The organism is Aeromonas sp. s3 (assembly GCF_040907805.1).
Classification (GTDB): domain Bacteria; phylum Pseudomonadota; class Gammaproteobacteria; order Enterobacterales; family Aeromonadaceae; genus Aeromonas; species Aeromonas dhakensis.
On sequence record NZ_JBFOCQ010000006.1, the window covers coordinates 365,551 to 391,746 of the forward strand.

At 62.7% G+C, this 26,196-nt stretch carries 19 protein-coding genes; 6 read left to right on the forward strand and 13 right to left on the reverse strand.

The genetic code is table 11. From position 1 onward, the window contains the following. Positions 1–35: 35 nt before the first annotated feature. Complete coding sequence (gene metK, locus AB5Y98_RS02400; protein WP_368231248.1) at positions 36–1,187, reverse strand: methionine adenosyltransferase; 1,152 nt, start codon at positions 1,185–1,187, stop codon at positions 36–38. Positions 1,188–1,529: 342 nt separating this feature from the next. On the opposite strand from metK, the gene tkt reads away from it, so the two are divergent. Continuing rightward, on the forward strand, positions 1,530–3,521 hold the full coding sequence (tkt, locus tag AB5Y98_RS02405) for a transketolase (RefSeq protein ID WP_368231249.1): 1,992 nt from the start codon (positions 1,530–1,532) through the stop codon (positions 3,519–3,521). A 408-nt stretch (positions 3,522–3,929) separates the two neighbouring features. After that, positions 3,930–4,328 (forward strand): hypothetical protein, encoded by a 399-nt coding sequence (locus AB5Y98_RS02410; RefSeq protein ID WP_017781926.1) that lies wholly within the window; start codon positions 3,930–3,932, stop codon positions 4,326–4,328. Between the two features lie 144 nt (positions 4,329–4,472). Here AB5Y98_RS02410 and AB5Y98_RS02415 read toward each other — a convergent pair whose 3' ends face one another. From AB5Y98_RS02415 to AB5Y98_RS02425, 3 genes are all read right to left on the reverse strand, one after another. Further along, positions 4,473–5,738, reverse strand: a complete 1,266-nt coding sequence (locus AB5Y98_RS02415) for a RidA family protein (protein ID WP_024941866.1) — start codon at positions 5,736–5,738, stop codon at positions 4,473–4,475. 981 nt (positions 5,739–6,719) lie between these two features. Next, positions 6,720–7,823, reverse strand: coding sequence for an anhydro-N-acetylmuramic acid kinase (locus AB5Y98_RS02420; protein ID WP_024941865.1), 1,104 nt, complete (start codon positions 7,821–7,823; stop codon positions 6,720–6,722). Between the two features lie 124 nt (positions 7,824–7,947). Further along, positions 7,948–9,258, reverse strand: a complete 1,311-nt coding sequence (locus tag AB5Y98_RS02425; RefSeq protein WP_368231250.1) for a peptidoglycan DD-metalloendopeptidase family protein — start codon at positions 9,256–9,258, stop codon at positions 7,948–7,950. 114 nt (positions 9,259–9,372) lie between these two features. Between AB5Y98_RS02425 and tyrS the strand changes: the two genes are divergently transcribed. Then, positions 9,373–10,572 (forward strand): tyrosine--tRNA ligase, encoded by a 1,200-nt coding sequence (gene tyrS, locus AB5Y98_RS02430; RefSeq protein WP_024941863.1) that lies wholly within the window; start codon positions 9,373–9,375, stop codon positions 10,570–10,572. A gap of 78 nt (positions 10,573–10,650) precedes the next feature. Here the strand turns inward: tyrS and ygjK are convergent, their stop codons facing one another. The 4 genes from ygjK to AB5Y98_RS02450 all read right to left on the reverse strand — a co-directional run bounded on the left by ygjK (position 10,651) and on the right by AB5Y98_RS02450 (position 16,147). Beyond that, positions 10,651–13,131 carry an alpha-glucosidase gene (gene ygjK, locus AB5Y98_RS02435; protein ID WP_368231251.1) on the reverse strand — a complete coding sequence of 827 codons (2,481 nt, stop codon included), beginning with the start codon at positions 13,129–13,131 and terminating at the stop codon, positions 10,651–10,653. 184 nt (positions 13,132–13,315) lie between these two features. Beyond that, entirely contained in the window at positions 13,316–14,128 is an 813-nt protein-coding gene (locus AB5Y98_RS02440; protein ID WP_368231252.1) for a helix-turn-helix transcriptional regulator, read from the reverse strand. A gap of 11 nt (positions 14,129–14,139) precedes the next feature. After that, positions 14,140–14,676, reverse strand: a complete 537-nt coding sequence (locus AB5Y98_RS02445) for a YbhB/YbcL family Raf kinase inhibitor-like protein (RefSeq protein ID WP_099359571.1) — start codon at positions 14,674–14,676, stop codon at positions 14,140–14,142. 214 nt (positions 14,677–14,890) lie between these two features. Continuing rightward, a complete protein-coding gene (locus AB5Y98_RS02450; protein WP_005303296.1) occupies positions 14,891–16,147 on the reverse strand; it encodes an adenylosuccinate synthetase in 1,257 nt (418 codons plus the stop codon). Positions 16,148–16,338: 191 nt separating this feature from the next. On the opposite strand from AB5Y98_RS02450, the gene AB5Y98_RS02455 reads away from it, so the two are divergent. Then, complete coding sequence (locus AB5Y98_RS02455; protein WP_010633251.1) at positions 16,339–17,247, forward strand: LysR family transcriptional regulator; 909 nt, start codon at positions 16,339–16,341, stop codon at positions 17,245–17,247. A 70-nt stretch (positions 17,248–17,317) separates the two neighbouring features. Here AB5Y98_RS02455 and AB5Y98_RS02460 read toward each other — a convergent pair whose 3' ends face one another. Then, positions 17,318–18,700: a TAXI family TRAP transporter solute-binding subunit gene (locus AB5Y98_RS02460; protein WP_368231253.1), complete on the reverse strand. Its 1,383-nt coding sequence runs from the start codon at positions 18,698–18,700 to the stop codon at positions 17,318–17,320. A 221-nt stretch (positions 18,701–18,921) separates the two neighbouring features. Next, a complete protein-coding gene (locus tag AB5Y98_RS02465) occupies positions 18,922–20,061 on the reverse strand; it encodes a MalY/PatB family protein (protein ID WP_368231254.1) in 1,140 nt (379 codons plus the stop codon). A 161-nt stretch (positions 20,062–20,222) separates the two neighbouring features. On the opposite strand from AB5Y98_RS02465, the gene AB5Y98_RS02470 reads away from it, so the two are divergent. Continuing rightward, the gene (locus AB5Y98_RS02470) at positions 20,223–21,395 is read left to right on the forward strand and encodes an MFS transporter (RefSeq protein ID WP_010633254.1); all 1,173 of its coding nucleotides are present in this window, start codon (positions 20,223–20,225) and stop codon (positions 21,393–21,395) included. A 63-nt stretch (positions 21,396–21,458) separates the two neighbouring features. Here the strand turns inward: AB5Y98_RS02470 and AB5Y98_RS02475 are convergent, their stop codons facing one another. Together AB5Y98_RS02475 and AB5Y98_RS02480 are read right to left on the reverse strand one after the other, a co-directional pair. Next, positions 21,459–22,343: a LysR family transcriptional regulator gene (locus AB5Y98_RS02475; RefSeq protein ID WP_010633255.1), complete on the reverse strand. Its 885-nt coding sequence runs from the start codon at positions 22,341–22,343 to the stop codon at positions 21,459–21,461. Positions 22,344–22,460: 117 nt separating this feature from the next. After that, entirely contained in the window at positions 22,461–23,216 is a 756-nt protein-coding gene (locus AB5Y98_RS02480) for a YciK family oxidoreductase (RefSeq protein ID WP_010633256.1), read from the reverse strand. A gap of 233 nt (positions 23,217–23,449) precedes the next feature. On the opposite strand from AB5Y98_RS02480, the gene sohB reads away from it, so the two are divergent. Further along, positions 23,450–24,457 (forward strand): protease SohB, encoded by a 1,008-nt coding sequence (sohB, locus tag AB5Y98_RS02485; RefSeq protein WP_010633257.1) that lies wholly within the window; start codon positions 23,450–23,452, stop codon positions 24,455–24,457. A gap of 226 nt (positions 24,458–24,683) precedes the next feature. Here the strand turns inward: sohB and astB are convergent, their stop codons facing one another. After that, positions 24,684–26,021 carry an N-succinylarginine dihydrolase gene (gene astB / locus AB5Y98_RS02490; RefSeq protein WP_010633258.1) on the reverse strand — a complete coding sequence of 446 codons (1,338 nt, stop codon included), beginning with the start codon at positions 26,019–26,021 and terminating at the stop codon, positions 24,684–24,686. Positions 26,022–26,196: the final 175 nt, after the last annotated feature.

Below are 26,196 nucleotides of genomic sequence, written 5' to 3' on the forward strand. Positions count from 1 at the left end.
GAGCCAGGCTCCCCTTTATACCACAAGCGCGACGCTTACAGGCCGGCGGCGGAACGCAGCAGTTCGGCCTTGTCGGTCTGCTCCCACGGGAACTCGTTGCGACCGAAGTGACCGTAGGCGGCGGTAGCCTGGTAGATCGGGCGCTTCAGATCCAGCATCTGGATCAGGCCGTACGGGCGCAGTTCGAAGTGCTCGCGTACCAGCTTGACCAGCAGATCCTCGGTCACCTTGGCAGTGCCGAAGGTCTCGACGCTGATGGAGGTCGGCTCGGCCACGCCGATGGCGTAGGAGACCTGCACTTCACAGCGATCGGCCAGACCGGCGGCGACGATGTTCTTGGCCACGTAGCGGGCGGCGTAGGCAGCGGAGCGGTCAACCTTGGACGGATCCTTGCCGGAGAAGGCGCCACCACCGTGACGAGCCATGCCGCCGTAGGTGTCGACGATGATCTTGCGACCGGTCAGACCGCAGTCACCCATGGGGCCGCCGATAACGAAACGGCCGGTCGGGTTGATGAAGTACTTGGTGTCCTTGTTGATCCACTCGGCCGGCAGCACCGGCTTGATGATCTCTTCGCGCACCGCTTCAACCAGGTCTTTGTGGCTGATGGATTCGGCGTGCTGGGTAGAGAGCACCACGGCATCCACACCGATGATCTTGCCGGCGTCGTCGTAGGCGAAGGTCAGCTGGCTCTTGGCATCCGGACGCAGCCACGGCAGGGTGCCATTCTTGCGCACTTCGGCCTGACGCTTCACCAGCAGGTGAGAGTAGGTGATGGGGGCCGGCATCAGTACGTCGGTTTCGTTGGTGGCGTAGCCGAACATCAGGCCCTGGTCGCCCGCGCCCTGTTCCAGCGGATCGCTGCGGTCAACGCCCTGGTTGATGTCCGGGGACTGCTTGCCGATGGCGTTCAGCACGGCGCAGGAGTCGGCATCGAAGCCCATGTCGGAGTGGGTGTAGCCGATCTCGCGCACGGTGTCGCGCACGATCTGCTCGATGTCTACCCAGGCGGTGGTGGTTACTTCACCGGCCACCATGACCATGCCGGTCTTGACCAGGGTCTCGCAGGCAACGCGTGCCTTGGTGTCTTGCTTGAGGATGGCGTCCAGGACCGCATCGGAGATCTGATCCGCAATCTTGTCGGGATGGCCTTCGGAGACCGACTCGGAAGTAAACAGCTTTGCCATGATGGGATTCTCAGCTTGTCTGGGGTTATCGCCGCAGCAATAACCGGGTGATGATAGGATGATTGTAGAGGTATCTACATCTGGACGTCCATTTTAGTTAGCGACCCCCTCGATTGCCAGCACTATTTTGGTTTTGCCGCCCCCTGGCCGAACAAGATCCGTTCTTCACCCCATTTGGGGTAGATAGTGGTCATGACTCAATCGTTTGCCCCGTCAAGAAAAGCGATTGAGCTCCCAAAGCGGCTTTATTCGCCCAGATAATATTTGCACGCCGCGCCCCCTGCTGGGACAATGACGCGCCTTAATCTTGGCCATCAAATGAAGCAATCGCAGGAGATACAGATGCCTTCTCGTAAAGAGCTTGCCAATGCCATTCGTGCATTGAGTATGGATGCCGTTCAAAAAGCCAACTCCGGTCACCCGGGCGCCCCCATGGGAATGGCGGATATCGCCGAAGTATTGTGGCGCAGCCACCTGAAACATAACCCGAACAACCCCAAGTGGGCCGACCGCGACCGTTTCATCCTCTCCAACGGCCACGGCTCCATGCTGCTGTACTCCCTGCTGCACCTCTCCGGTTATGACCTCTCCATCGATGATCTGAAAAACTTCCGCCAGCTGCACTCTCGCACCCCGGGTCACCCGGAGTACGGCTACGCGCCGGGCGTCGAGACCACTACTGGTCCGCTGGGTCAGGGCATCACCAACGCCGTGGGCATGGCGATCGCCGAGAAAGCCATGGCCGAGCAGTTCAACCAGCCGGGTCACGACATCGTTGACCACTACACCTACGCCTTCATGGGCGACGGCTGCCTGATGGAAGGTATCTCCCACGAGGCTTGCTCCCTGGCCGGCACCCTGCAACTGGGCAAGCTGATCGCGTTCTGGGATGACAACGGCATCTCCATCGACGGTCACGTGGAAGGCTGGTTCACCGACGACACCGTCAAGCGCTTCGAAGCCTACGGCTGGCACGTCATCCCGGCCGTTGACGGTCACAACCCGGAAGCGATCAACGCCGCCATCGAAGCCGCCAAGGCCGAGACCGGCAAGCCGACTCTGATCTGCTGCCGCACCATCATCGGTTACGGTTCCCCGAACAAGTCCGGCTCTCATGACTGCCACGGTGCTCCGCTGGGCAACGACGAGATCGCCGCTGCCCGCGCCTTCCTGAAGTGGGACCACGCACCGTTCGAGATCCCGGCCGACATCGCCGCCGAGTGGAACGGTCAGGAGAAGGGCGCTGCCCTGGAAGCCGACTGGGCTGCCAAGTTTGCCGCCTATGAAGCCGCTCACCCGGCGCTGGCTGCCGAGTTCAAGCGCCGCAGCGCTGGCGAACTGCCGGCCAACTGGGCAAGCGAATCTGCCAAGATCATCGAAAACCTGCAGGCCAATCCGGCCAAGATCGCTACCCGCAAGGCCTCCCAGAACGCTCTGGAAGCCTTCGGCAAGCTGCTGCCGGAATTCATGGGTGGTTCCGCTGACCTGGCTCCGTCCAACCTGACCATGTGGTCCGGTTCCAAGTCCCTGACCAACGACGATGCCTCCGGCAACTACATCCACTACGGTGTACGCGAGTTCGGCATGTCCGCCATCATGAACGGTATCGCCCTGCACGGTGGTTTCATCCCCTACGGCGCCACCTTCCTGATGTTCATGGAGTACGCCCGCAACGCCCTGCGCATGGCTGCCCTGATGAAGCAGCGTTCCATCTTCGTTTACACCCACGACTCCATCGGTCTGGGTGAAGATGGCCCGACTCACCAGCCGGTCGAGCAGATCGCCTCCCTGCGTCTGACCCCGAACATGAGCACCTGGCGCCCGTGTGACCAGGTTGAATCCGCCATCGCCTGGAAACACGCCATCGAGCGAACCGACGGCCCGACCTCTCTGATCTTCTCTCGTCAGAACCTGGCCCAGATGGACCGCACCGCCCAGCAGCTGGCCGACACCGCCAAGGGTGGCTACGTGCTGAAGGATTGCGCCGGTACGCCGGAGCTGATCCTGATCGCTACCGGTTCTGAAGTGGAACTGGCCGTGGCCGCCTATGAGCAGCTGACTGCCAAGGGCCGTGCCGTGCGCGTGGTCTCTCTGCCGTCTACCGACGTATTCGACGCTCAATCCGCCGAGTACAAGGAGTCCGTGCTGCCGTCCTCCGTCACCAAGCGTGTGGCCATCGAAGCCGGCATCGCCGACTACTGGTACAAGTACGTGGGCTTTGGCGGCAAGATCATCGGCATGCGCTCCTTCGGTGAGTCTGCGCCGGCCGAGCTGCTGTTCAAGGAATTCGGCTTTACCGTGGAAAACGTGGTTGCGACCGCAGAGTCCCTGTAATCGCCCCTGTAATTCCTGAACGTTGGGCCGCGCAGGCCCAATAGCTGGAAAATCAAACGCCCTCCGTCGCAAGATGGGGGGCGTTTTTTATTGGCGAATTTGGCATGGCGAGCGTGAGTCTGTCGATGTGAAGATTGGCCGGATCGATTACTTGATCCATCTCGCTTTTTCTTTGCAAGTTACTTCCAAAAATAGCGCCATACGATACCATTCCTGCCGACCATCCCCGTCATCATCAGCTCTCCATGGATATTCGGCCGTTTTCATTCAGCCAACGTGACGTAAGCTATGTGTCGCTGCCTGGTGATGGCATCAAGCGGCAAGCTTTCCGGGGCCTGGTCAATTCTGTATGTGCCGTTGTTAATTATAAAAATGTCATGTGACCTATATCTGAAATGGAGTTTTCCCATGTCTTGTTCCATTGTCATCAATCAGTCAGCAAAAAAGCTGCAAGTCAATAAAGATAGTTATGATCTCGGTAAAATATCGAACGTACAGGTTCGGGTCCTTTCCTGGAAAGACAAAATACTCAATATGATTATGTTGGGGGCCATCGCTTCCAGTCTACTGTTCATATTTGTGCCAACGGATGCACAAGGTCAGGTTATTACATGGATTCTTCCTGCCATTGCATTTTTGATTGGAGCATGTCTGGCGCTGGTGATTAGCACCAAGTATGAGTTCAGGTTGGAATTCAGACATTCTGATGAGGTCGGAGTGCAGTGGTTCACAGCGGCCAAGAGCAGGGCAGAGAGCGATTTTAAATTGTTCAAGCAGTGGGAAGCTGAACTGAAGCGCCATATTTGATAGCGCATTATTAGCCTATAGGTTCGATTAGCGACGCATAATTGGACGTTCGCGCATCTGTGTCGATGCCATAAGAAGAATATTCCCTCGTGTTACCAAAAAAGAGACCGGCATATAGCCGGTCTCTTTTTATTTCAACAAACCTTACGCCTGCGGCGGGGTGCTTTCCGCGTTGGACATCACCGCATCAATCTGCACCAGGGCGCCGGCGGGCAGCTCGCTCACGCCAATCACGGTGCGGGCCGGCAGGTAGGCCGGGAAGTATTTGGTGTAGATGGCATCCACGTCCGCCAGATCCGCGATGTTCTTCAGCTGGATATTGACCTTGACGATATCGTCCATCACGTGGCCGATGCTCTCGACGATGGTCTTGATATGGCCGAGGCACTGGGCGGTCTGCTCTTTGATGCAACCGGTCAGGATCTTGCCGGTGGCCAGATCGAGCGGCAACTGGCCGGCGATATGGTTGTAGTGAGAGAAGGCGACAGTCTGGGTGTGCAGGGGGCTGCGCGGTGCCTTGTCGGTGTTGCGGGCGCGGATCACCAGATTGTGTCTGTCTTCCACCAGCTGTGGCGGGGTGCCGTCACCGTGGGAGATGACCGCATCCATCTGCACCCGGACGCCCAGCGGCAGGGCGGCGGCCACGATCACGCTGCGAGCCGGCAGGTAGGCGACGGCACGGGCAATGGCGGAGTCCGGGAAGAAGGTGGTGTAAACCTCGTTGACGGCGTCCAGATCGGCCAGGCTGGTCAGATAGACGGTGACCTTGACGATATCGTCAAACGGCACATCGATGCTCTCCAGCACGTGCTTGATGTTACGCAGGCACTGCTCCGCCTGCTGCTGGATACCGCCGGCGACCAGCTGGCCCGACGCGGCATCGACCGGCAGCTGGGCACCGATATTGTTGTAGTGGGAGAAGGCGACGGTATGGGTCGAGAGCGGATCCTGCGGTGCCTTGTCGCTGTTGCGGGAGAGCTTCAGCAGCGGGCAGGGGGCCTGCGGGAAGGTGCCTTCGCCGTTGGAGATGAGCGCGTCCATCTGCACGGCGGCGCCGAGCGGTAGACCGGCCACCGCCAGCACTGTGCGGGTCGGCAGCAGACGCGGGAAGAATTCGCCATAGACGGCGTTGACCGCGTCGAGATCGGCAATCTCTTTGAGAAATACCGTGATCTTGACTACGTCATCCATCACATGATCGATGCTCTCGACGATGGCCTTGATATTGGTGAGGCACTGTCTGGCCTGCGCCTTGATATCCCCTGCGACCAGCGCGCCCGTTTTCGGGTCGACCGGCAGCTGGGCGGAGATATTGTTGTAGTGGGAGAAGGCCACGCTCTGGGTGCTGGGGCTCAGATCCTGCGGTGCATTGGCGGTATTTCTGGCTGACTTGATGATGGTACCACTCATGGCGATACTCCTTTTTCAATCATTATTGGTGTAGGTACGGGTCACCCTCCCTTATCTTCTGATGGCCGCCCGGCTCGCCAACGAGCGGGCTCTCCTCTTTATTTCGGCAATAGCCGGCCATTCCCGCCAATTATGACGGGTGGCAAACATCGCCTCGCATATTGAGTCAAGGTCGCCTGTGCAGGCGATCGGATAACAGAGGTATGGATTGGGTTGGTTATCTCAGACGAGAGGATTCTATGAAGGGTATTCAGGGGATGCAAACCGGGATCGCATTTCTATGAGGTGGCTCAACGCTCTGAAATATAGCCAGAATGGCATTCAATGCACGATAAATGACGGGATAAATGGCTTCATATAGTGCGTTATGGTGGTGAAGGCCGAATGGCGCGGCTTCCCGCCATCATGCTCAGCGATCGGCCCTGTGAATAAAGCGTTAATGATTGGCACTATTTCGCTGTTAATGCAAAAAACTATGCATGGCTATGCATTTCATTGCGTTGAAAGGGGCTATCATATGCATGGAAAATATGCTAGCCGGGGGCGGTTATTGTGCCCATTCGTCGGTCACTGACATATCATTCAGCGATCTTGCATGGCTGTCGGCTTATTTGCAGGCAAAGCTCGCCGCGGGCAGCCGTTATTTGCCAGATATTGGCTGCCGTTATTTTCCAGATGGCACCCGTCAGGTTTATGCAATGAAATTGCAGCGTGGGACAAGCGCCATCAGGGGCAAATATCAGGACGGATGTTCCAGCCCAGCCGATATCGGGCGAAGGATGCAACAGGGGGGGCAGGCTGGTTCAGCGGGTGTAAACCTTGTGCCTGGAGCCCGGACAAGATAGCGCTGCCGCGTTGCCCTGTTCTGGCGGAAAAAACCGGTATCGCCCCATGGTCGGCGCGACTGGGTCTGGTGTTTGAGAGGTCGGCCGCCTGGGTTGCAGGAGCCTTGTTCAGGCGGCGCCTTGGACCAGGTATGGCTCAGGTGGGATAGAGGGCACCCAGCACGGCAGGGCGGCTGGCGCCGGTGACAGCCGGCAGGTTACCGGGTTGGCGGTGGATAAAGCGCTGTGCCAGCCAGGCAAACGCCGCGCCTTCCATCCAGTCGGGGGCGATCCCCAGCTCGGCCGTGTTGGCGATGCGCCAGCGGGGCAGCAGGCTGGCCAGCTCCGCCAGCAGCGGGGCGTTATGGGCGCCGCCGCCGCAGACATAGAGCTCGGACCTGCTCTGTGCATCAGCCAGTACGGGCAGCTGGCGGGCGATGCTGTGGCAGGTGAGCGCCTGCAGGGTGCGCTGCACATCCGCCGGGGCATGGGCGCGGCCGGCCAGCTCGCCATCGAGCCAATCGAGGGTAAACATCTCCCGCCCGGTGCTCTTGGGGTGGGGGGCGGCAAAGTAGGGGTGGGCCAGCAGCTGCTCCAGCAGCTCGGGGATAAGCTGGCCGCTGGCCGCCCACTGGCCGCCGGCATCGTAACCGCCCCCCTTGGGGTGATGGCGGCGATACCAACCGTCGAGCAGGGTGTTGGCCGGGCCGGTATCAAAGCCATAGACGCCGTCGGCCTGGCCCGGCAGCACCGAGATATTGGCGATGCCGCCGAGGTTGAGCACTACCCGCAGGGCGCCAGGGCGCGCAAAGAAGGCTTGATGGAAGGCGGGCACCAGCGGTGCCCCCTGGCCGCCGAGGGCCATGTCCATGGTGCGAAAATCGGCGATGACGTCTATGCCGGTCAGCGCCGCCAGCAGGGCCGCGTTGCCGATCTGCAGGGTAAAGCCGAGCTGGGGACGGTGGCGGATGGTCTGGCCGTGGCTGCCAATGGCGCGAATATCCCTGGGAGTCAGCCCTGCCTTGGCCAGCAGGGCGTGGGTGGCGGCGGCAAACTCGCGGGCGACCAGGTTGTCGGCCACCCCCATGCGATCGATCTCGTTGTCGCCCGGGGTGCTGAGTGCGTGCAGCTCGTGGGCGGTGGGCCAGGGGTGGCTGACGGCCGCCTCGACCCGCAGTTGATCCCCATCGATCAGTACCAGCACGGCATCGATACCATCCATGCTGGTACCGGACATCAAGCCTATATAGCGTTCAGTCATGGGGCTTCCTTACTTGCAGGTCGGGAAAAAGTACGTGAGAGAGGAAGCGGCCTCGATCCCATGCCGAATTCTGGTACCGGACATCAAGCCGATATAACGCTCGCTCATGACTGTTCCTTGTAGGTCAGTTGCCGCCGTTGGCCCGCTTGTTCTGGGCCAACTGCAGCTCCGGGCTGTCCAGCTTGGCCAGCTGGGGCATGGCTTGTGCCTTGAAGCTGGCCAGCGCCCGCCCGCTCAGAGACTCCGCCTGCGGCAGGTTGAGGGTACGCGGGTTCTTGTGCACGCCGCCCACCACGAATTCATAGTGCAGGTGCGGCCCGGTGACCCGGCCGGTCCCCCCCAGATTGCCGATGGTCTGGCCCTGCTTCACCCGCTGCCCCTTGTTGACGGTGCGCTTGGAGAGGTGCAGGTACTTGGTCACGTAGTTGCCGGCGTGCTTGATGAAGACGTAGTTGCCGTTGAACTGGTTGTAGCCGGCGGCCACCACGCTGCCGCCACCGGCCGCCATGATGGGGGTGCCCACCGGCGCCACGTAGTCGATGCCGTTGTGGGGGCGTACCTTGCCGGTGACCGGGTGCAGACGGCGCGGATTGAAGTTGGAGCTGATGTATTTGAAGTTGACCGGCGCACGCAGGAAGCTTTTGCGCATCGCCTTGCCATCCGGGGTGTAGTAGTTGCCATCCTCGTTCAGCACGGCGCGGTAGATGGCGCCCTGGTTGACGAACTCGGCGGCCAGGATGTCGCCGGAAGCAACCCGCTCGTCATCCTGGAACTTCTCCTCATACACCACCCGGAAGCTGTCCCCCGGTTGCAGGTCCTGGGCAAAGTCGATATCCCAGCCGAAGATGGCGGCGAGATCCATGATCTGATCCTCGGTCATGCCGGCGTCGACGGCGGCGCCCCAGAAGCTGGAGCGGATCTCCCCCTTGGCCACCTGTTCGCGGGTGTCGAGCTCGAGCTTGACCGCCCGGGCGACAAACCCTTCATCCTTGCGGCTCACCTTGAGCGCCTGCTCCAGGCTGTGGGGATAGTAGAGGCTGTGCAGCTCGCCGCCCTTGGTGAGCTTGAAGGTGAGCTCCTGGCCTGGCTTGAGCAGGCGCAGGGTGTCGGTGCCGTTCAGCTGATCGATGAGGTGCAGATCCGTGGTGCTGAGGCCGAGGCGCTGGAAGATGACCCCCATGTTGTCGCCGCTGCGTACCTTCACCTGCTTGGTGATGTAGCTCGGCTTGGGCGGGGCGACGGGCTTGGCTTCGGCCAGCAGCGCCTCCTCGTCGACCTGCTGCTCCATGGCCAGCTCGTTGCCGTTGTCATCGACCCGGGTGGCGACCGCCTGTTCGCTGGGCCAGGCCGCCAGCATCATCACCATGATGCTCAGGATCAGCACCATCTTGCGGTGCCAGTGAGGAAGAGAGTTGAAGGCGTGCCAAATGACCATGAGAAGCAGACGAAGTTGAGCCGGGAAGAATGTCGGAGTTTACCGCCTTTCCAATTGGCCCGCCATTCCAGTAATATGTCTGGCCCTGTGGAATCGTGATTGGAGAGTCAAAAAATGTCCCAGCTCGAGGTGGCGCTAGCCGAGATCAAGCGCGGAGCGGAAGAAATTCTGGTGGAAGAAGAACTGGTCGCCAAGTTGAAGGAAGGGCGCCCGCTGCGCATCAAGTTGGGGATGGACCCGACGGCTCCCGACATTCATCTGGGTCATACCGTGATCCTCAACAAGCTGAAGACCTTCCAGGATCTGGGCCATGAAGTGATCCTGCTGATCGGGGACTTCACCGCCATGGTGGGTGACCCCTCCGGCAAGAACGCCACCCGTCCGCCGCTCTCCGAAGAGGCCATCAAGCACAACGCCCTCACCTATGCAGAGCAGGCGTTCAAGATCCTCGACCCGGCCAAGACCCGCATCGAGTACAACTCCACCTGGCTGAGCGAGCTGGGCGCGACCGGCATGATCAAGCTGGCGGCCAAGCAGACCGTGGCCCGCATGATGGAGCGCGACGACTTCAAGAAGCGCTACAGCAACGGCCAGTCCATCGCCATTCACGAATTCCTCTATCCGCTGCTGCAAGGCTATGACTCGGTCGCGCTGAAGGCGGACGTCGAGCTCGGCGGTACCGATCAGAAGTTCAACCTGCTGATGGGCCGCGAGCTGCAAAAAGATGCCGGCATGGCGACCCAGTGCGTGCTGATGATGCCGCTCTTGGTGGGCCTGGACGGCGTCAAGAAGATGTCCAAGTCCGCAGGCAACTACATCGGCGTCCATGATGCTCCGGGTGAGATGTTCGGCAAGATCATGTCCATCACCGACGATCTGATGTGGAACTACTACGAGCTGCTCTCCTTCCGTCCGCTGGCTGAAATTGAAGAGTTCAAGGCAGGCATCGCTGCCGGCACTCTCAACCCGCGCGATGTGAAGATCTGGCTGGCCAAGGAGATCATCGCCCGTTATCACGACGAAGCGGCGGCTGAAGCGGCCCACGAAGACTTCACCCAGCGCTTCTCCAAGAACGCCATTCCGGACGAAATGCCGGAAGTCGAGCTGGCACTGGAAGGCGAAGGGCTGGCCATTGCCAACCTGCTCAAAGACGCCGATCTGGTGGCCACCACCTCCGAAGCGCTGCGGATGATCAAGCAGGGCGCGGTGAAGGTTGACGGCGAGAAGCTGGAAGATGGCAAGGCACTCATCGGTGCCGGCACCGCCGTCTACCAGGTCGGCAAGCGCAAGTTTGCCCGGGTGACCGTCAAGTAAGTCGCCACCTTTGGCGCCGCCATAAAAAAGGCCTCCCTTGCGGAGGCCTTTTTGTTGGCTCATGCCTGCAAAGAGGGATCAGCCCTCTGTTTTCAGGAAGTTGCGGTAGAGCATGTAGAGGTGGGCCGAGCTCCAGCTGAAGTTGCTGGCCCCCTGCATGGCGCCGGTCTCCGGGTTGTAGTTCTCGCGGATGGGGCCGCTGCCCGCCAGCCCCTCGGCGTTGGCAAACAGCTTGTTGACGAGCTGTTGGGCATCGCTGCGATAGCCGTAGTTCTCCAGCCCCTTCACCCCGAAGTAGAACTGATCCAGCCAGACCCGGCCGCGCCAGTAGATGTCGGGGTCATAGGCCGGGTTGGTCAGCGCCGCCGTGCCGAGCGGCACCCTGGTGTTGAACTCCTGGGCATTGAGCATCACCTCGCGCACCCGCGCCGCCTTCTCCTGGTCCGCCACCTCGGCCCAGAGCGGACTCCACCCTTCCGGGCCGCGGCCGCGGGCGGTCAACAGCTTGCCGACGCAGCCGTTGGCGTCGGGCAGATCCCCCTGGGCTATCTGGCGGTCGTAATAGAAGCCGGAGGCCTCATCGAACAGGCAGCTGTTGATGTAGCCAGCCAGCTGGGTCGCCCCTTCGCGATAGCGGCTCGCCTCGTCAGGCTTGCCGAGCAGCTCGGCCATGTCGGCCAGGATGCGTTTCTCCTTGGCGAGGAAGGCGTTGAGCTCCACCGACTCCTGATCGATGGAGAAGCCGATGAGGCTACCATCGTCCTGATGGTTCTCGAAGAAGAAGACGTTCCAGTCCTGCCGCGCACGGGCCAGGTCGCCGCCATAGGTCTTGTCGGCATAGCGCTTGAGCTGATCCTGCTCGATAAAGCCGAAGCGGGCGGCGTTGTCCATGCCGGACTCCCAGCCGGCGCCGTGCTGGGCGCCGATATCCATGTCGGCGTAGCCGCCAACGCTCAATACCTGCTGGTAGAGCGCCATGCCAGCGCAGCCATACCAGCCATCACCCTCATTGGTACAGCTCGACAGATCCAGCCCGACCGGTGCTCCCGTCGGGTACTGCACCTTGAAGGTGATGTTGCCGAACTCGTCGTTGTGCTCGACGTGGCGGGTGGCGCCATATTCGATGATGCCGTTGCGGTTGTTGTCCCGCGCCCGATACCACCAGTCGTGATAGGCCTGGATCTTCGGATACATCTCGGCGATGAAGGCCTTGTCCTTGGTGGCGCTGTAGATCTCCCAGATGGCCCAGGCGGAGAGAGGCGGCTTGGTGTCGCGCTCGTTCCAGTTGCCGCCGTCGCCGCCCCGATCGGCGAGCTTGTTGTAGAAGACTGCATCGATCACCATGCCGGCATCCTGCGGCCGGACCGGGTCATCGGCCTGGATCTGGTAGTCATACATGGCGCGCACGTTGTTCTTGGCTACCTCGGGGTTGAAGTGGGCCATGGCATAGGCGTGCTTCCAGCTGTCCCAGGCCCAGACCCCGTCGAACCAGCGGGCGGTGTTGGAGGGGGTCACCCCGTCGTGCAGGATGGCGCCGGCCGGTGAGCGCCAGTTGCCGTTGAGGGTCTCCATCGCCTTGACCGCGATACGCCGCTCCGATTCCGGGATCCCCTGATTGGAGAGGCCGCGCGCCAGGTAATCCTCCCAGCGGCGGATGGAGTCGTCGAAATGGCTGGTGGGGTCGGCCAGCAGCGCCTGGCGGCTCTGCTCGAAACGACTCGCTTCAGCACTGCTGTGGACATAGCTCTGCAGGGTGTAGATATCCTGCTGGCCCTTGGCGGCCAGGGTGAGGCTGGCCTCGCTCACGTAGCCGAGTCTCTGCTCGTCGAGGGTGGTGCGACTGGGCAGGGTGCGATCGATGCGGTAGCTGGCGCTGCCGCTTTGCATGATGTTCCAGGTGCTGCGCAGTTTGCCGAACTGGAATGCCACGCCGCGCTCGGTCTGGCTGATGGTGCGGGTCCAGGCGGGGTACTGCTCGGCGACCGTCTTGTTGGCATCCCACTGGTTGAGCAGCTCCCCCTGCCAGCTGAGCTTGAGGGTGAGCGGTGCATCAGTGTGGTTGATGAGGCGGGTACGAACCAGCGCAGTGCGGGCATCGCCGTAGCGCAGCTCCAGCTCCAGAGTGAAGGGTTCGAATTCGAAGCGCTGCACCAGCGCCCCCGGGATGGCGTACAGCGCCTGCTTGCTGGCGCTGGTGAGCGGGAAGGCGCGGCCGCTCTCGTCGCTCAGGGTCAGCTTGTCCAACTCGCTGGCGAAGAACAGGCTGTACTCCTCGGCGATGACCATGGGGCCGGTAAAGCCGCCCCACTCGCTGTCGCTGGCGGGCAGCAGGAAGCCGTGCCAGGCACCGAGATCGAGCAGCGGGTTGTATTTGAGGTTGGAGTAGCTGTCAAAGTCACGGAACTGGCGCGGGGTGCCGCTGCGGTCGATCACGTTCTGATACTGGTTCGCCAGGGTGGCGCTGGGGGCGGCCGGGCTGCTGGAGTCATTGCCGTTGCAGGCAGTAAGGCCGAACAGGGCAACGCTCAGGGTGACGGATAGTAAATTTTTACGAAACATCTCTCGCTCCAATGACAGTTTTTGTAGGTTAAGGAAGGTGTTTTTTAGTGCTTGTTTTAGTGAAATCGTTTGCGAGAGCCATTATAGGGCGATTTTGAGGGGATTATTGGCGCTGCGTCACAGTGCCGGAGGGGCTGGTGTGAGCCGGATCACCCGGTTACACGAGGTTACATAATTCGATATTTTAGTAACTGTTTACTTGTCTGGCGGCAGCCAGCGAGAGAGAGGAGGGGCAGGTGCGCAGGTATTGATAGGGGGTCAGGCCGAACTCCTGCTTGAAGCGGGCGGCAAAGCGGCTGGGGGAGTCGTAGCCACAGGCGAGGGCCGTCTCCAGCGGCGCCAGCCCCTGCTGCAGCAGGGTGAGGGCGTGGCTCATGCGCACCTGGGTCAGCAGCTGGCGAAAGCTGCGCCCCTCGGCGGCCAGCTTGCGCGCCATGGAGGCGCGGCTCATGGCGAAGTGCGGTGCGACTCCCTCCAGGGTGTGATCGGCGCCCGGCTCCACCCCGAGGTAGCGGGCCAGCCGCTCGCCGAGGGTCATGGTGTGGGCGGGAAACAGCAGGTCGAGCCCGCCGGCGGCCTGCAGCTCGGCATAGAAGCCCTGCAGCAGCTGGGCCTGGGTGGCCTCATTGAGCCGCCTCTGCGCCATGGAGCAGACCAGCTCGAAACAGAAGGCCAGTGCCGGACTGACCGTCAGGCGCGGCTCTTTGAGCGGGCCGGCCTGGGCGGCGCTGAGCCAGTCGACGGGGGGCGGGGTCAGCAGGGTCAGCGCGCGGGAGCGAAACTTGCCCTGCTCCGGCTGGTTGACGAAGGTGAGCTGGTGACCGGCCGGGATCAGCAGCCAGCTCGCCTGATCGAACGCCAGGCGCTTCTCCTGCCACCACAACTGCTTGTGACCCTGCTCCACCCAGATGATGGTGGGGGCATAGATGAGCACCCGGTGCAGCGGCTGCTGGCGGATCCCGAGATAGTGGTGCAGTTGCAGCAGCGGCGTGCTCATCCGGCTGGCTCCTAGGGGGTGACGAAGGTGGCGGTCAGGGTGGCCTTGCCAAGGGCCATGCTGTTGAGCATGTAGCCTACCATGGCGGGCGGGGTGTCTGCCTTCACCTCCAGGGGCTGGGGCAGAGCCCAGGCGGTGAACTGGTAGCGGTGCATGCCGTGGCCGGCGGGCGGGCAGGGGCCGCCGTAACCCTGGCTGCCGAAGTCGGTCTTGAGCTCCAGCCCCTGCTTGAGCTTGCCCGAGGCGTTGCTCGGCAGCTCGCTCTGACTGGCCGGCAGGTTCACCACCAGCCAGTGCCACCAGCCGCTGCCGGTGGGGGCATCTGGATCATAGGCGGTGATGGTGACGCTCTTGGTGCCGGCGGGCAGGTCTTGCCAGCTCAGCTGGGGCGAGCGGTTGTCGCCGCTGCAGCCAAAGCCGTTGAAGCTGAAGGCCTTGTCCATCAGCTGGCCTTCGTGGATGTCGCTGCTCTTCAGGGTCATGGCACTGGCGGGCAGGGCCGCCATGCACAGCAGGGAGAGCAGGGTGGTACGCTTGGCAATCTTCATGGTGAGGCTCCTCGGTGGATGATGGGATCAGTCTAGCGAAGAGGAAGATGAGGTGAGTAACCTAACGGCTCAAAGTGGCCATCTTGCCGCCATGATGTGAGTCGTTGTGTTGATTTGTGGTGGGGGCTGAGAAAGCGCAGTAGCGCGTCCGGGCATAAAAAAACCGGCATCATGGATGCCGGTTTTTTACTGTGCTGACAGCTGATCGCGCGACTTAGCGCAGGATCATCTCGTCACGGCCCGGGCCGACGGAAACCATCGGCACCGGTACGCCCAGCAGCTCTTCGATGCGCAGTACGTACTGCTGAGCCGCTTTGGGCAGCTCGGCGAAGGTACGGCAGCCGGTGATGTCTTCGCTCCAGCTTTCCATCACTTCGTAAACCGGCTTCAGACCGGCAGTTTGCGGCCAGATCGGGTTCTCGGTGTGGGCACCTTCGTAGGCGACGCAGATCTTCAGATCCGGCAGACCGGTCAGGCAGTCCAGCTTGGTCAGCGCCACTTCGTTGGCAGCCTGCAGCTCGACACCGTTCTTGGTGGCAACGGCGTCAAAGTAGCCGACGTCACGGGGACGGCCGGTGGTGGCGCCGAATTCGTTGGCAATTTTGCGGAACTCGTCCTGGTTCTCCATGGCGGTCAGCAGGGTGCCGGTACCGACGGAGGTGCTGAATGCCTTGGCGACGGCGATGACGCGCTCGGGACGCAGACCCGGCAGGCCGCCACCGATGCCGGCATAGGCGCCGGAAACGTGGGAGGAGGTCACCCAGGGGTATTCGCCGTAGATCAGGTCACGGCCGGCACCCAGCTGGGCTTCGAACAGCAGGGTCTTGCCTTCGGCCTGCAGCGCTTTGAGCGGCATGCTGACGTTGCAGACGGAGTCGATCCAGGGGGCGGACACTTCCAGCAGCCAGTCAGCCATCTCCTGGGCGGTCTGGTTGAATTCGAAGGTCGGGTAGAGGGCCTTGAGCTGCGGCAGTTTCCAGTCGAGGAAGAATTGAATGCGCTCGACCAGCACTTCCGGCTGCTTCAGCCAGCCCACCAGGATCGCTTTCTTCATGACGCGATCGCCGTAGGCAGGGGCGATGCCCTGACGGGTGGAACCGTAGGCGCCGTCGCCCAGGCGCTGCTCTTCCAGGGTATCTTCCATGGCGTGCAGCGGCAGGCAGAGGGTGGCGCGATCAGAGATGGCCAGCTTGGGAGTGACGCCGGAGGCTTTCACTTCGTCCAGCTCGACGGTCAGTTTCTCGGGGCTGATCACCATGCCCGGGCCCAGCACGACCAGGCAATCCGGGTTGAACACACCGCTCGGAACCTGGTGCAGCTTGAAGGTGCCAAGGTCGTTGACGACGGTATGGCCGGCGTTGTTGCCGCCCTGGAAGCGAATGCTGGCGCCGGCTTGGCCTGCCAGATAATCCACGATGCGGCCTTTGCCTTCATCACCCCAGTTGGCACCTACGACTACGATAGACGACATGACTCTTTCTCCTAAGACGTTAGGCGATCATCCTAGGAGGCCGGGGCGGATTAGAAAAATTAATTATCTTTATAATTCCGATAAGAGAGTCATATAATTGCGGCGAATTTATCGGCAAACTGCTCCCTGGTCGCGCCGCCTCGCCGTTGTCGAGCAGGGTGGCCGCTGCCGGGCGGCACAAGAGGATCCCCATGCTGGACATCCACTGGCTGCACACCTTCGTCACCCTGGCTCGGCTGCAGCACTTCGGCCAGACCGCCACCGAACTGCACATGACCCAGCCCAATGTGAGCCTGCACCTCAAGAATCTGGAGCAGGCCACCCGGGTCAAACTCATCGAGCGCAGCCCGTTTCGGCTGACCCAGGCCGGCGAGCGGCTGCTGCAAAGCGCCGAGCGCGCCATCGCCGAGCTGCAGCTCTGCCAGTCCGATCTCAACGCCCTCAACCAGCTGAGTCAGGGGACGCTGGCCATCGCCGCCAGCGACATCATCTCGCGCCTGCTGCTCATTCAGCCCTTTCAGCGCTTCAAGCAGGAGTTCCCCGGCATCGACCTCACCCTGTTCAACACCACTTCGGATCAGGCGGCTGAGCTGGTCAAGGCGGGCAAGGCGGATCTGGGTTTCGTGATGGCGCAAAAGCGCAGCGAGCCGCTGTTCTATACCGAGTTGCAGCAGGTGACCTGGTGCGCACTGGGCCACGGTCTCGCCCGCTGGCAGGCGCGGGCGCAGGCGGGGGAGAGCGATCCCCTCGACGAGCCGACCCTGATCCTGCTGGGCCACGACACCCGTACCCGGGCGCTTATCGACCCCTCCCTGCCGCTGCTCGGTCTGCCCAGCTGTCGCATCATGGAGGTGGGCAGCGTGGACGCCCAGCTAGACTGGGCCGAGGCGGGCTTCGGGGTGGCCATAGTGCCGGACTTTTCCATTCACCCGCGGCTCAAGCTGACCGCCCCGGTGACCCGGCTCACCGATTTCCCCGGCACCAGCTTAGGGTATGTGGTGCGCCAGAACCAGGTGCTGTCGCGCGCCATCAAGCAACTGCTGCACTGGGTGGAGCAGGAGATCCAGCGCCCGGCACCGTTGCCGGACGCCAGGGCTTGAGTCCAGCCAATATCGAAATAAAAAGAGGCCACCCTTGGGTGGCCTCTTTCGTTGTGGCTGTTTGGCGGTCTTACTGGGCAGGCGTGCCCTCTGCGGTCGGTGAGGCGCCGCTTGGTGCGGCCGGTGGCGGTGCTGTCGATGCCGGTTCGGCGGGCGCCGGCGAGGCGGGTTGTGCCCCGCTCATCACGGCAGAGGGGCTTGGCGCAGCCGTGCCCGTCAGCGTGCCGCCCTGCTCCACGGCGGCCCCTTCGAGCACGGTACTCGCGCCCTGCTCGGTGGCTGCGGCTGCCGAGGAGGTCGGCAGCAGGGCGCCAGGAGTCTGCCTGGAGGAGGTGGCGGGCGTACCTTCCGGGGAGGGGGCGCCCGTCGTGCTGGCAGCTGGCTTCGCGTCCTCACCGGCGGGGTGCGCCACTTCGGTGGGCTGCGCCGCTGACGTCGCCAGGGCCTCCGAGGTCGCCGGAGCCGGGCTTAGGGTCTCGGGCAGCAGGACGGGTGGGGCATCCGCCATGCCGGCGTGGCGCGGCACTTCCGCCTCACCCAGCATCCCCTCCAGGGTGAGCTGGGTCAGTGCCGGGTGGAGGCGGGTAAACTGCTTGAGCCGGCCGCTCAACACGTCGCGCACGGTGCGCACCTCGCTATCCGGCAGGCTGGCCAGCGCCACCAGCTCGGCGGTGACGGCGAAGGTGTTGATTCCGCTGGTCTGGCCCGGATAGAGGTTGGCGCCGATGCGGCCGCGCTGATAGTAGGGGTGCTGCTTGAGCAGCCTGTCTATCTGTTCCCCCTCGATGGGGATGAGGCGCGCCTTGCAGCGGCCGGTGAGATCGCCGATGGCCTGATTGGGGTGGCCCGCCACCACGAAGGCGGCGTCCAGGGTACCGTCACAGAGCCCCTCCAGCCGGTTGTTGGCCGCGGCGGGGATGAGGGGGGCAAAGCTCTTGGCCTGCCAGCCCATGGCGTCGAGCAGTGCCTGGCTGGTGACCCGTTCCCCGGAACCCGGGTTGCCGAGATCGACCCGCTTGCCTTCGATGTCGGCCAGGGTGTTGATGTTGCTGTTGGCGCTGGCAAGCAGGGTCAGCGACTCTTGATGGAGGCGGTAGAGGCTGCGCAGCTGATCGGCGGGGGGCTGGCCCTGGAAGGGGCCCGTGCCGTGAGCGGCGTGATGCAGTACGTCCGACTGCACCAGCGCCAGCTGGATGTTGCCCTGCGCCAGCGCCTTCAGGTTGGCGAGGGAACCCGAGGTACTCTGCACCGAGCAGTGCAGGCCGTGGCTGCCGCTCTCTTCATTGAGCAGCCGGCAGATGGCGCCGCCGGTCGGGTAGTAGACGCCGTTCAGCGGCCCCGTACCGATGGTGAGATAGGTGGCGGCCTGCAGGGGCAGGGCCAGGGTCGCTGCCAGCCAGGGCAGGGCTCGGCGCAGCCGGATGGGCAGAAGGTGCAAGACGCGTTGGAACATAGTGAACCGGATCATTGGCTGATAAAAAGGATGGGTCAGTCCCATCCCGGTTGGCATCGGGCCGTTGCCCGCAAGAGGGCGGCCGGTGCCGTGTTGGGTGGCCCCTGGCGCCCCGGGATGGCCGGGGTGGGGTGTCGCCAAAATATACCCTATTGCGTGCGGATACGGATCGGGTCGGACAGATTATATTGCGGGGTCGGCCGGCGCCGCCCCGCAGGGGCTCAGCGGCGAGCCAGGATGGCCTTCTCCATGCGGGCCAATGCCTCGACGAGGCGGGCCCGGGTGCAGCCGAAGTTGAGCCGCACGAACTGGCCGTCGCCAAACTGGGCACCCGGGGAGAGCCCCACCCCGGCCTGCTCGAAGAAGGCGATGGGATCGTCCAGCCCCAACGCGCTCACGTCGATCCAGGCGAGGTAGGTGGCCTGATGGCGCGCCAGCTTGATGCCGGGCCAGCGGGCGACCGCCTGCTCGATCAGCACCAGGTTGGCGGCCAGGTAGTCGAGCTGTTCGCTGAGCCACTGTTCGCCCCCTTCATAGGCCGCCTCGGCGGCCACGAAGCCCAGCAGGTTGACGTCGGCACTGATGCCGCGCATCGCCTGCTGCAGCTTGAGGCGCAGACGGGCATTGGGCACCACTGCGAAGGCGCAGCAGAGCCCGGCGATGTTGAAGGTCTTGCTCGGGGCCATCATCACCGCCGAACGCTCGGCCGCCGCCGGGCTGATGGCGCCGTAGGGGATGTGGCGGGCGTCCTTGTCCAGCAACAGGTCGCAGTGAATTTCATCGGAGCAGATCACCAGATTGTGGCGCTCGGCGATGGCGTCGATGGCCAGCAGCTCCTCGCGGGTGAACACGGTGCCGCCCGGGTTTTGCGGGTTGCACAGCAGCAGCAGATCCGCCGCCGGCGCCTGGCGCTCCAGCTCCTCGATATCCAGTACCCAGCGACCGGCCTCTTCCACCATGGGCACGGTGAGCAGCGGCCGGTCGTTGAAGCCCGGCGCCTGCAGGAAGGGGTAGTAGACCGGCTTGGGGGTGATGATGCCACGCCCGTGCTGGCTCCAGGCCTTGCAGGCCAGGTTGAGACCGGGCACCACCCCGGGCAGAAAGACGAGCCACTCGGGCTGGATGGTCCAGCCATAGCGGCTGGCCAACCGCGTGATGATGAGTTCGATCAGCCGGGGAGAGGGGCGCGAGTAGCCGAAGATGCCGTGGGCGACCCGCGCCGTGAGGGCCTCGACGACGGCAGGGGGCGAGACGAAGTCGGTGTCGGCGACCCACATGGGCAGCACGTCCTGTCCCTTGTACTTGTCCCATTTCAGGCTCATGGTGCCGCTGCGATCTATTTCCCGGTCAAAATCAAACATGTGAAATCCTTATGCTGGCCAGTGGGCTTTCACTGTACGGGGTCGGGGACGGGGTCGCAAGCCTTGAGGTGGCTCTTGATAATGACATAAAATAAGCGGCGCCATTTCATGCACTTGCCGAATTTTGGCCAGTTTTCTTCCCTCCAATCAGTGGTAATTCTATGCGCTTGCTGACTGCTGCTCGCAACAGGACGGATCCCGTCTCGCTCTCTTTTCTGGCCGTGACCTTCATGACCGGGGTGGCGGTGGCGCTGCAGGTGCCCACCCTGAGCCTGTTCCTGGCCGAGGAGGTGCAGGTGCGCCCCTTCCTGGTGGGGCTCTTCTATACCGTCAACGCGGTGATCGGCATCCTCATCAGCCAGTGGCTCGGCCATCGTTCCGACAACAAGGGGGATCGCAAGCGGCTGATCCTGCGCTGCTGCTTCGCCGGCGTGGTGCTCTCCCTGCTGTTTGCCTGGAACCGGCAATACTGGCTGCTGGTGAGCCTGGGGGTGCTGCTGGCGAGCCTGGCCGCCACCGCCAGCCCCCAGCTGTTCGCGCTGGCGCGGGAATATGCTGACAGCCGCAACAAGCGGGCCGACATGTTCAGCTCGGTGCTGCGGGCCCAGTTCTCGCTGGCCTGGGTGATTGGGCCGCCCATCGCCTTCGCGCTGGCCATCGGCTACGGCTTCGAGGTGATGTACCTCGCCTCCGCGCTGGCCTATCTGCTCTGCGCCTTCGTGGTGTGGCGCTGGCTGCCCTCGTTGCCGCTGCCGGTGATGGACAGCGAGGTGGAGCGGGTCAGTAGCTGGCGGGATCCGTCGGTGCGGGCACTCTTTATCGCCTCCACCCTGATGTGGACCTGCAACAGCATGTACCTCATCAACATGCCGCTCTACATCACTCGCGAGCTGGGGCTGGAGGAGAAGCTGGCCGGGGTGTTGATGGGCACGGCGGCGGCTCTCGAGATCCCCTTCATGCTGCTGGCGGGTCACTACACCCAGCGTTTTGGCAAGCGCCCCATGATGCTGCTAGCGGTGCTGGCCGGGGTCGGCTTCTACGTGGGGCTGGTGACACTATCGAGCCAGCATGCCCTCATTGCGTTGCAACTGCTCAACGCCATCTTCATCGGCATCGTCGCCGGCATCGGCATGTCCTACTTCCAGGATCTGATGCCGGGTCGCGCCGGGGTGGCGACTACCCTGTTCGCCAACAGCATCCGCACCGGCTCCATCATGGCGGGGGCGATAGCGGGGACTGTGGCGGAGATCTGGAGCTTCCACGGGGTCTTCATGGTGGCGATGGGACTGGCGCTGCTGGCACTGGCCGCCTGCTGGCGGGTGCCGAATGTCTGAGGTAGGAGCTGGAGCTGGCCTACCTCGATGGGTGAATGAATAGGTGAGTGGCGGGACCGGAGACTAGCGGTCGCTGTCGTCCTGATATTCGTTGCGCAGGCAGCGCAGCAGCAGCTCGGTGGCCGGGCCCAGGGCGTCGGCCGACGGCGTCAGCAGATAGGTATAGAGGTGGCGCTCGTTGCCACCAGCCAGATCCAGCGCCACCAGCTCGCCGCTCGCCAGCTCCTCCTGCACCAGGTGGCGGGGCAGCCAGGCATAGCCGAGGCCAAGCTTGAGCATGGCGATCACCTCGTGGTAGTGGGTCGCCTTCCAGCCGGTGTCGTCCGCATCGTTCCAGTCCACCGAGCGGTGAATGGGGGGGTGAAGGCTGATCTGGTTGTGGCCGGCCAGCGCCTCGGCAGCGATGGCGCCGCCCTGGGTGGCGAGCGGGTGATCGGCCGCGCAGAGCGGCAGCAGACACACCTCGTCCAGCGGCAGACCGGTGCGATCGTGAGGCAGATGTTCCGAGAGCATCAGATCCCCCACTTGGAGGGCATTGAAGTGGCAGTGGATGCGCTCGTGCAGATTGACCCGGCAGCCCCGGCTGCGGGGATAGAAGTGGGCCAGCGCCCGATAGAGCCGCTCGCGCGGCTGCATCACTGACACATAGAGGTTGATCTGCGGCTCCCATTGCCGCTCCAGGTTGTTGGCCAGGTTCTCCAGCTCTTCCACCTGCTGGCTAAGCTGACGGGCCCGCTTGAGGAAGATCTCCCCCGCCGGCGTCAGCACCGCCTTGCGCCCTCTCACCTCCAGCAGGGCCACCCCCAGACTCTGCTGCAGTTTGGCTACCGCATGATTGAGGGAGGACTGGCTCTTGTTCAGCGCCTCGGCGGCCTGGGCGTAGCCGCCACAGTCCACCACGGCCTGAAAGATCCGCCATTGCTCAAACGTGCTCTTGGGACGAAACATATCTCAACCTGATAAGGGACTGGATGGAACTGGCCTTGCCATATTCGCAACAGGGTGCCGACGGCACCCTATTGAATTTAACCCCATGCCGCGCAGGGTTGGGGTTATTTTGTTGATTTATTTGGGCTGGGCCACAAAGGTCTGGCCGGTTTTGCCCTTGCTGTCCACTCCCATCAGATAGAGATAGAGCGGCATCAGGTCGGCCGGAGTCTTGAGGGTCTGCGGATCTTCGGCCGGGAAGGCACTGGCCCGCATCTTGGTGCGGGTGCCGCCCGGGTTGAGGGTGTTGACCCGCACCGAGGTGTTCTCCAGTTCGTCCGCCAGCACTTCCATCATGCCTTCGATGGCGAACTTGGAGATGGCATAGGTGCCCCAGTAGGCGCGGCCCTTGCGGCCCACGCTGGAGGAGGTGTAGACGATGGAGGCATCGCCGTGCTCCTTGGCAGTCTGGCGAATGAGCGGCAGCAGCGCCTGGGTCAGCAGGAATTCGGATTTGACGTTGACCTGCATCACCTCGTCCCACTCCTGCTCCTGGATGTGTTCGAACGGTGACAGGGTGCCGAGCAGGCCGGCGTTGAACAGCACGCCGTCGAGACGGCCGAACTGCTGGGCGAAGGTCTCGGCCATGCCGCGATAGTGGGCGGCGGTCGCCCCCTTCAGATCCACCGGCACGATGGCGGGCAGCGGGTGGCCGGCCGCTTCGATCTGGTCGTAGACCGCCTCCAGCTTGGCGCTGGTGCGCCCGAGCAGGATCACGGTGGCGCCGTGGGCCGCATAGGTGAGTGCCGCTTCGCGGCCGATGCCGTCACCGGCACCCGTGACCAGAATGACCTTGTCCTTGAGCAGATCCTGGGGGGCCTGATAATCGAACATGACAACTCCTGTTAACAATTCGTGGCTGATGCGCCCGGCTATAGAGGGGCAAGTGTACTGATCCCGCACGGCGTTTGACCAGTATGAGATGGCAAAAATGTGAATAAATCAGAGGGGTTGTGATTGTCGATTGGCATTTCTGACGGGTTGACGCAGAGTTTTTGCGCGCACCGGGCAAACTCCCTAGAATGTGAAAAAATCGTCCCCCAGGGGGCACACCAGTGGAGCATCAAGTGGCATTTTTGACCGAATACGGCCTGTTCCTGGCCAAGACCATTACCCTACTGCTCGCCATCGGCGCCGTCATCCTGATGGTGGTAAGCAGCCGTCAGCCCAAATCCCGCAAGGGGGAGCTGGTGGTGACCGATCTCTCCAGCGAGCTGGAGCAGGGGCGTCATCAGTTGCAGGCTGCATTGGCTGGCAAGACGGAGCGCAAGCAGCTGGAGAAGGCGCGCAAGGCCGAGCACAAGGCGCGAGCCAAGAGCGAAGATGCCCGCAGCCGGCTATTCGTCATCGATTTTCACGGCAGCATGGATGCCAGGGAGGTGGCCTCCCTGCGTGAAGAGGTGAGCGCCGTGATAGGGGTGGCCCAGCCGGGCGACGAGGTGCTGCTGCGGCTCGAATCCGGCGGCGGCGTGGTGCACGGTTACGGTCTGGCGGCCTCCCAGCTGCAGCGGCTGCGGGATCGTGACATCAAGCTGACCGTGGCCATCGACAAGGTGGCGGCGAGCGGCGGCTACATGATGGCCTGCGTGGCCGATCAGATCCTGGCGGCGCCGTTCGCCATCGTCGGCTCCATCGGGGTGATCGCCCAGCTGCCGAACTTCAACAAGTTGCTGAAAAAGCACGACATCGAGTTCGAGATGCACACCGCCGGCCAGTACAAGCGCACCATCACCATGTTCGGCGAGAACGACGATCAGGGGCGCGAGAAGTTTCGCGAGGAGCTGGGCGCCATCCACGAGCGCTTCAAGGCATTCGTGGCCGAGCACAGACCCGCTCTCGACATCGACAAGGTCACCACAGGCGAGCACTGGCTGGCGAGCCAGGCCAAGCAGCTCGGGCTGGTGGACAGCCTCTGCACCAGCGATGACTATCTGCTGGCCCAGGCCAGCCAGCACAAGGTGGTCGGCATTCGCTACAGCAAGCCCAAGAGCCTGACCCAGAAGCTGGGCCAGCAGGCTGCCGTGGCGCTGGAGTCCGGTCTTGGTCGGCTGTGGCAGCAAGGACCGTGGCGCTAAGAACCTGTTCCGACCTTACTGCGGGGTCGTGATCAAGGCTCATGTGCTGCTCGCTTGTTTTTAATCAGGAGGCTCACGCATGTCTATACGCTCCGGTTCCTGCGCTGCTCTTCACCTTGCTGACGACCTCTCGCGACAGTTCGAAAACAGGTTCTAGGAAGCCGTTCAAAGAGCAACAAAAAGCCGGGCACTTGCCCGGCTCTCTTTTTTATAGCGTAGGAGCGCCTTAGCGCTGGAACGGGTAGACGGAGCCCAGTTTCAGGATCTGGGTCAGCTCATCCAGCGCGGTGCGGGACTCCATGACCAGCGCCGGGTCGCGCAGGTCGTCCAGCGCCAGGCTGTCGCGGTAGTGTTTCTCCACCCAGGCGTCCAGGCGGGCAAACTGGCCGTCGTTGATGAGGCAGGCCGGGTTGACTGCGGCGAGCTCGGTGTCGTTCATGGCGACCCGCAGTCGCAGACAGGCGGGGCCGCCGCCGTTTTTCATGCTCTGCTTCACGTCCATGTAGTGTACCCCCTTGATCGGGGTCCCCAGGGTCACCAGCTTGGCCAGATAGGCCGACACCGCCGGGTTGTCGCGGCACTCGGTGGGGGCGATGATGGCCATCTCACCGGACGGCAGGGTCAGGATCTGGGTGTTGAACAGATAGGACTTCACCGCATCCTGCACCGACACTTCGGCAGTGGGCACCTCGATAAAGTGCAGCTCGCCGTCACCGAACTTGGCGCGCACCTCGGCCAGCGCCGAGGTGGTGTTGAGAAACGCCTGCTGGTGGAAGAACAGCACGTTCTGGTTGCCCACCGCGATCACATCGTTGTGGAACACCCCCTGATCGATCACGTCCGGGTTCTGCTGGATGAAGACCGCGCTCTCGTCCCCCAGACCGTGCAGGCGGGCGATGGCCTGGCTCGCTTCCAGGGTCTGGCGGGCCGGGTAGCGTTTGGGGGCGGGCTGGGAGACGTCGAAGGCGCTGCGACCATAGACGAACAGCTCGACCCCGGACTCGCCATAGGCACGGCACAGCCGGGTGTGGTTGGCGGCCCCCTCGTCACCGAAGTGATCGTTCTCCGGCAGGTGCTGATGGTGATAGAAGTGGCGGTCGTTGTTGAACACGGCGCGCAGGATGCGGCCGGTCACCTCGGGCTCGAGGGAGCGGTGAAACTTGTTGGTCAGGTTGGCGGGGGTGAAGTGGATGCGGCCATCCTGGGTATCGGCACTGGGGGAGACGGTGGCGGCGTTGGCGGTCCACATGCTGGAGGCCGAGTAGCAGGCGGCCAGTACGGCGGGCGCCTGTTTGGCTGCCTGGGCCAAGACGCTTGCATCGTTGCCGGTGAAGCCGAGGCGGCGCAGGGTGGCGAGATCCGGCCGCTCCTGCGGGGCCAGTACCCCCTGCACCATGCCGAGGTCGGTCAAGGCCTTCATCTTGCGCAGACCCTGCTTGGCGGCCTCCTTCGGATTGGACGCTTCCTTGGCATTGTTCTGGGAGGCGACGTTGCCATAGGACAAGCCGGCATAGTTGTGGGTCGGGCCGACCAGGCCGTCGAAGTTGACCTCGAAGTGCTTCATTGAGTACATCCTTTCGATTTTTATATGGGTAGCGGTTCCTTCCGCGCACAATGCTGCGGGATGCAGCCATTATAAGGAGATTTTGTCTTTTGTAACAAGCTGATAACGAAACTGGTTTGTTATGTTACAAGAGCGGTTGGTTATGTCGTTTCCAATATAAAAAGAGGGTGGATAT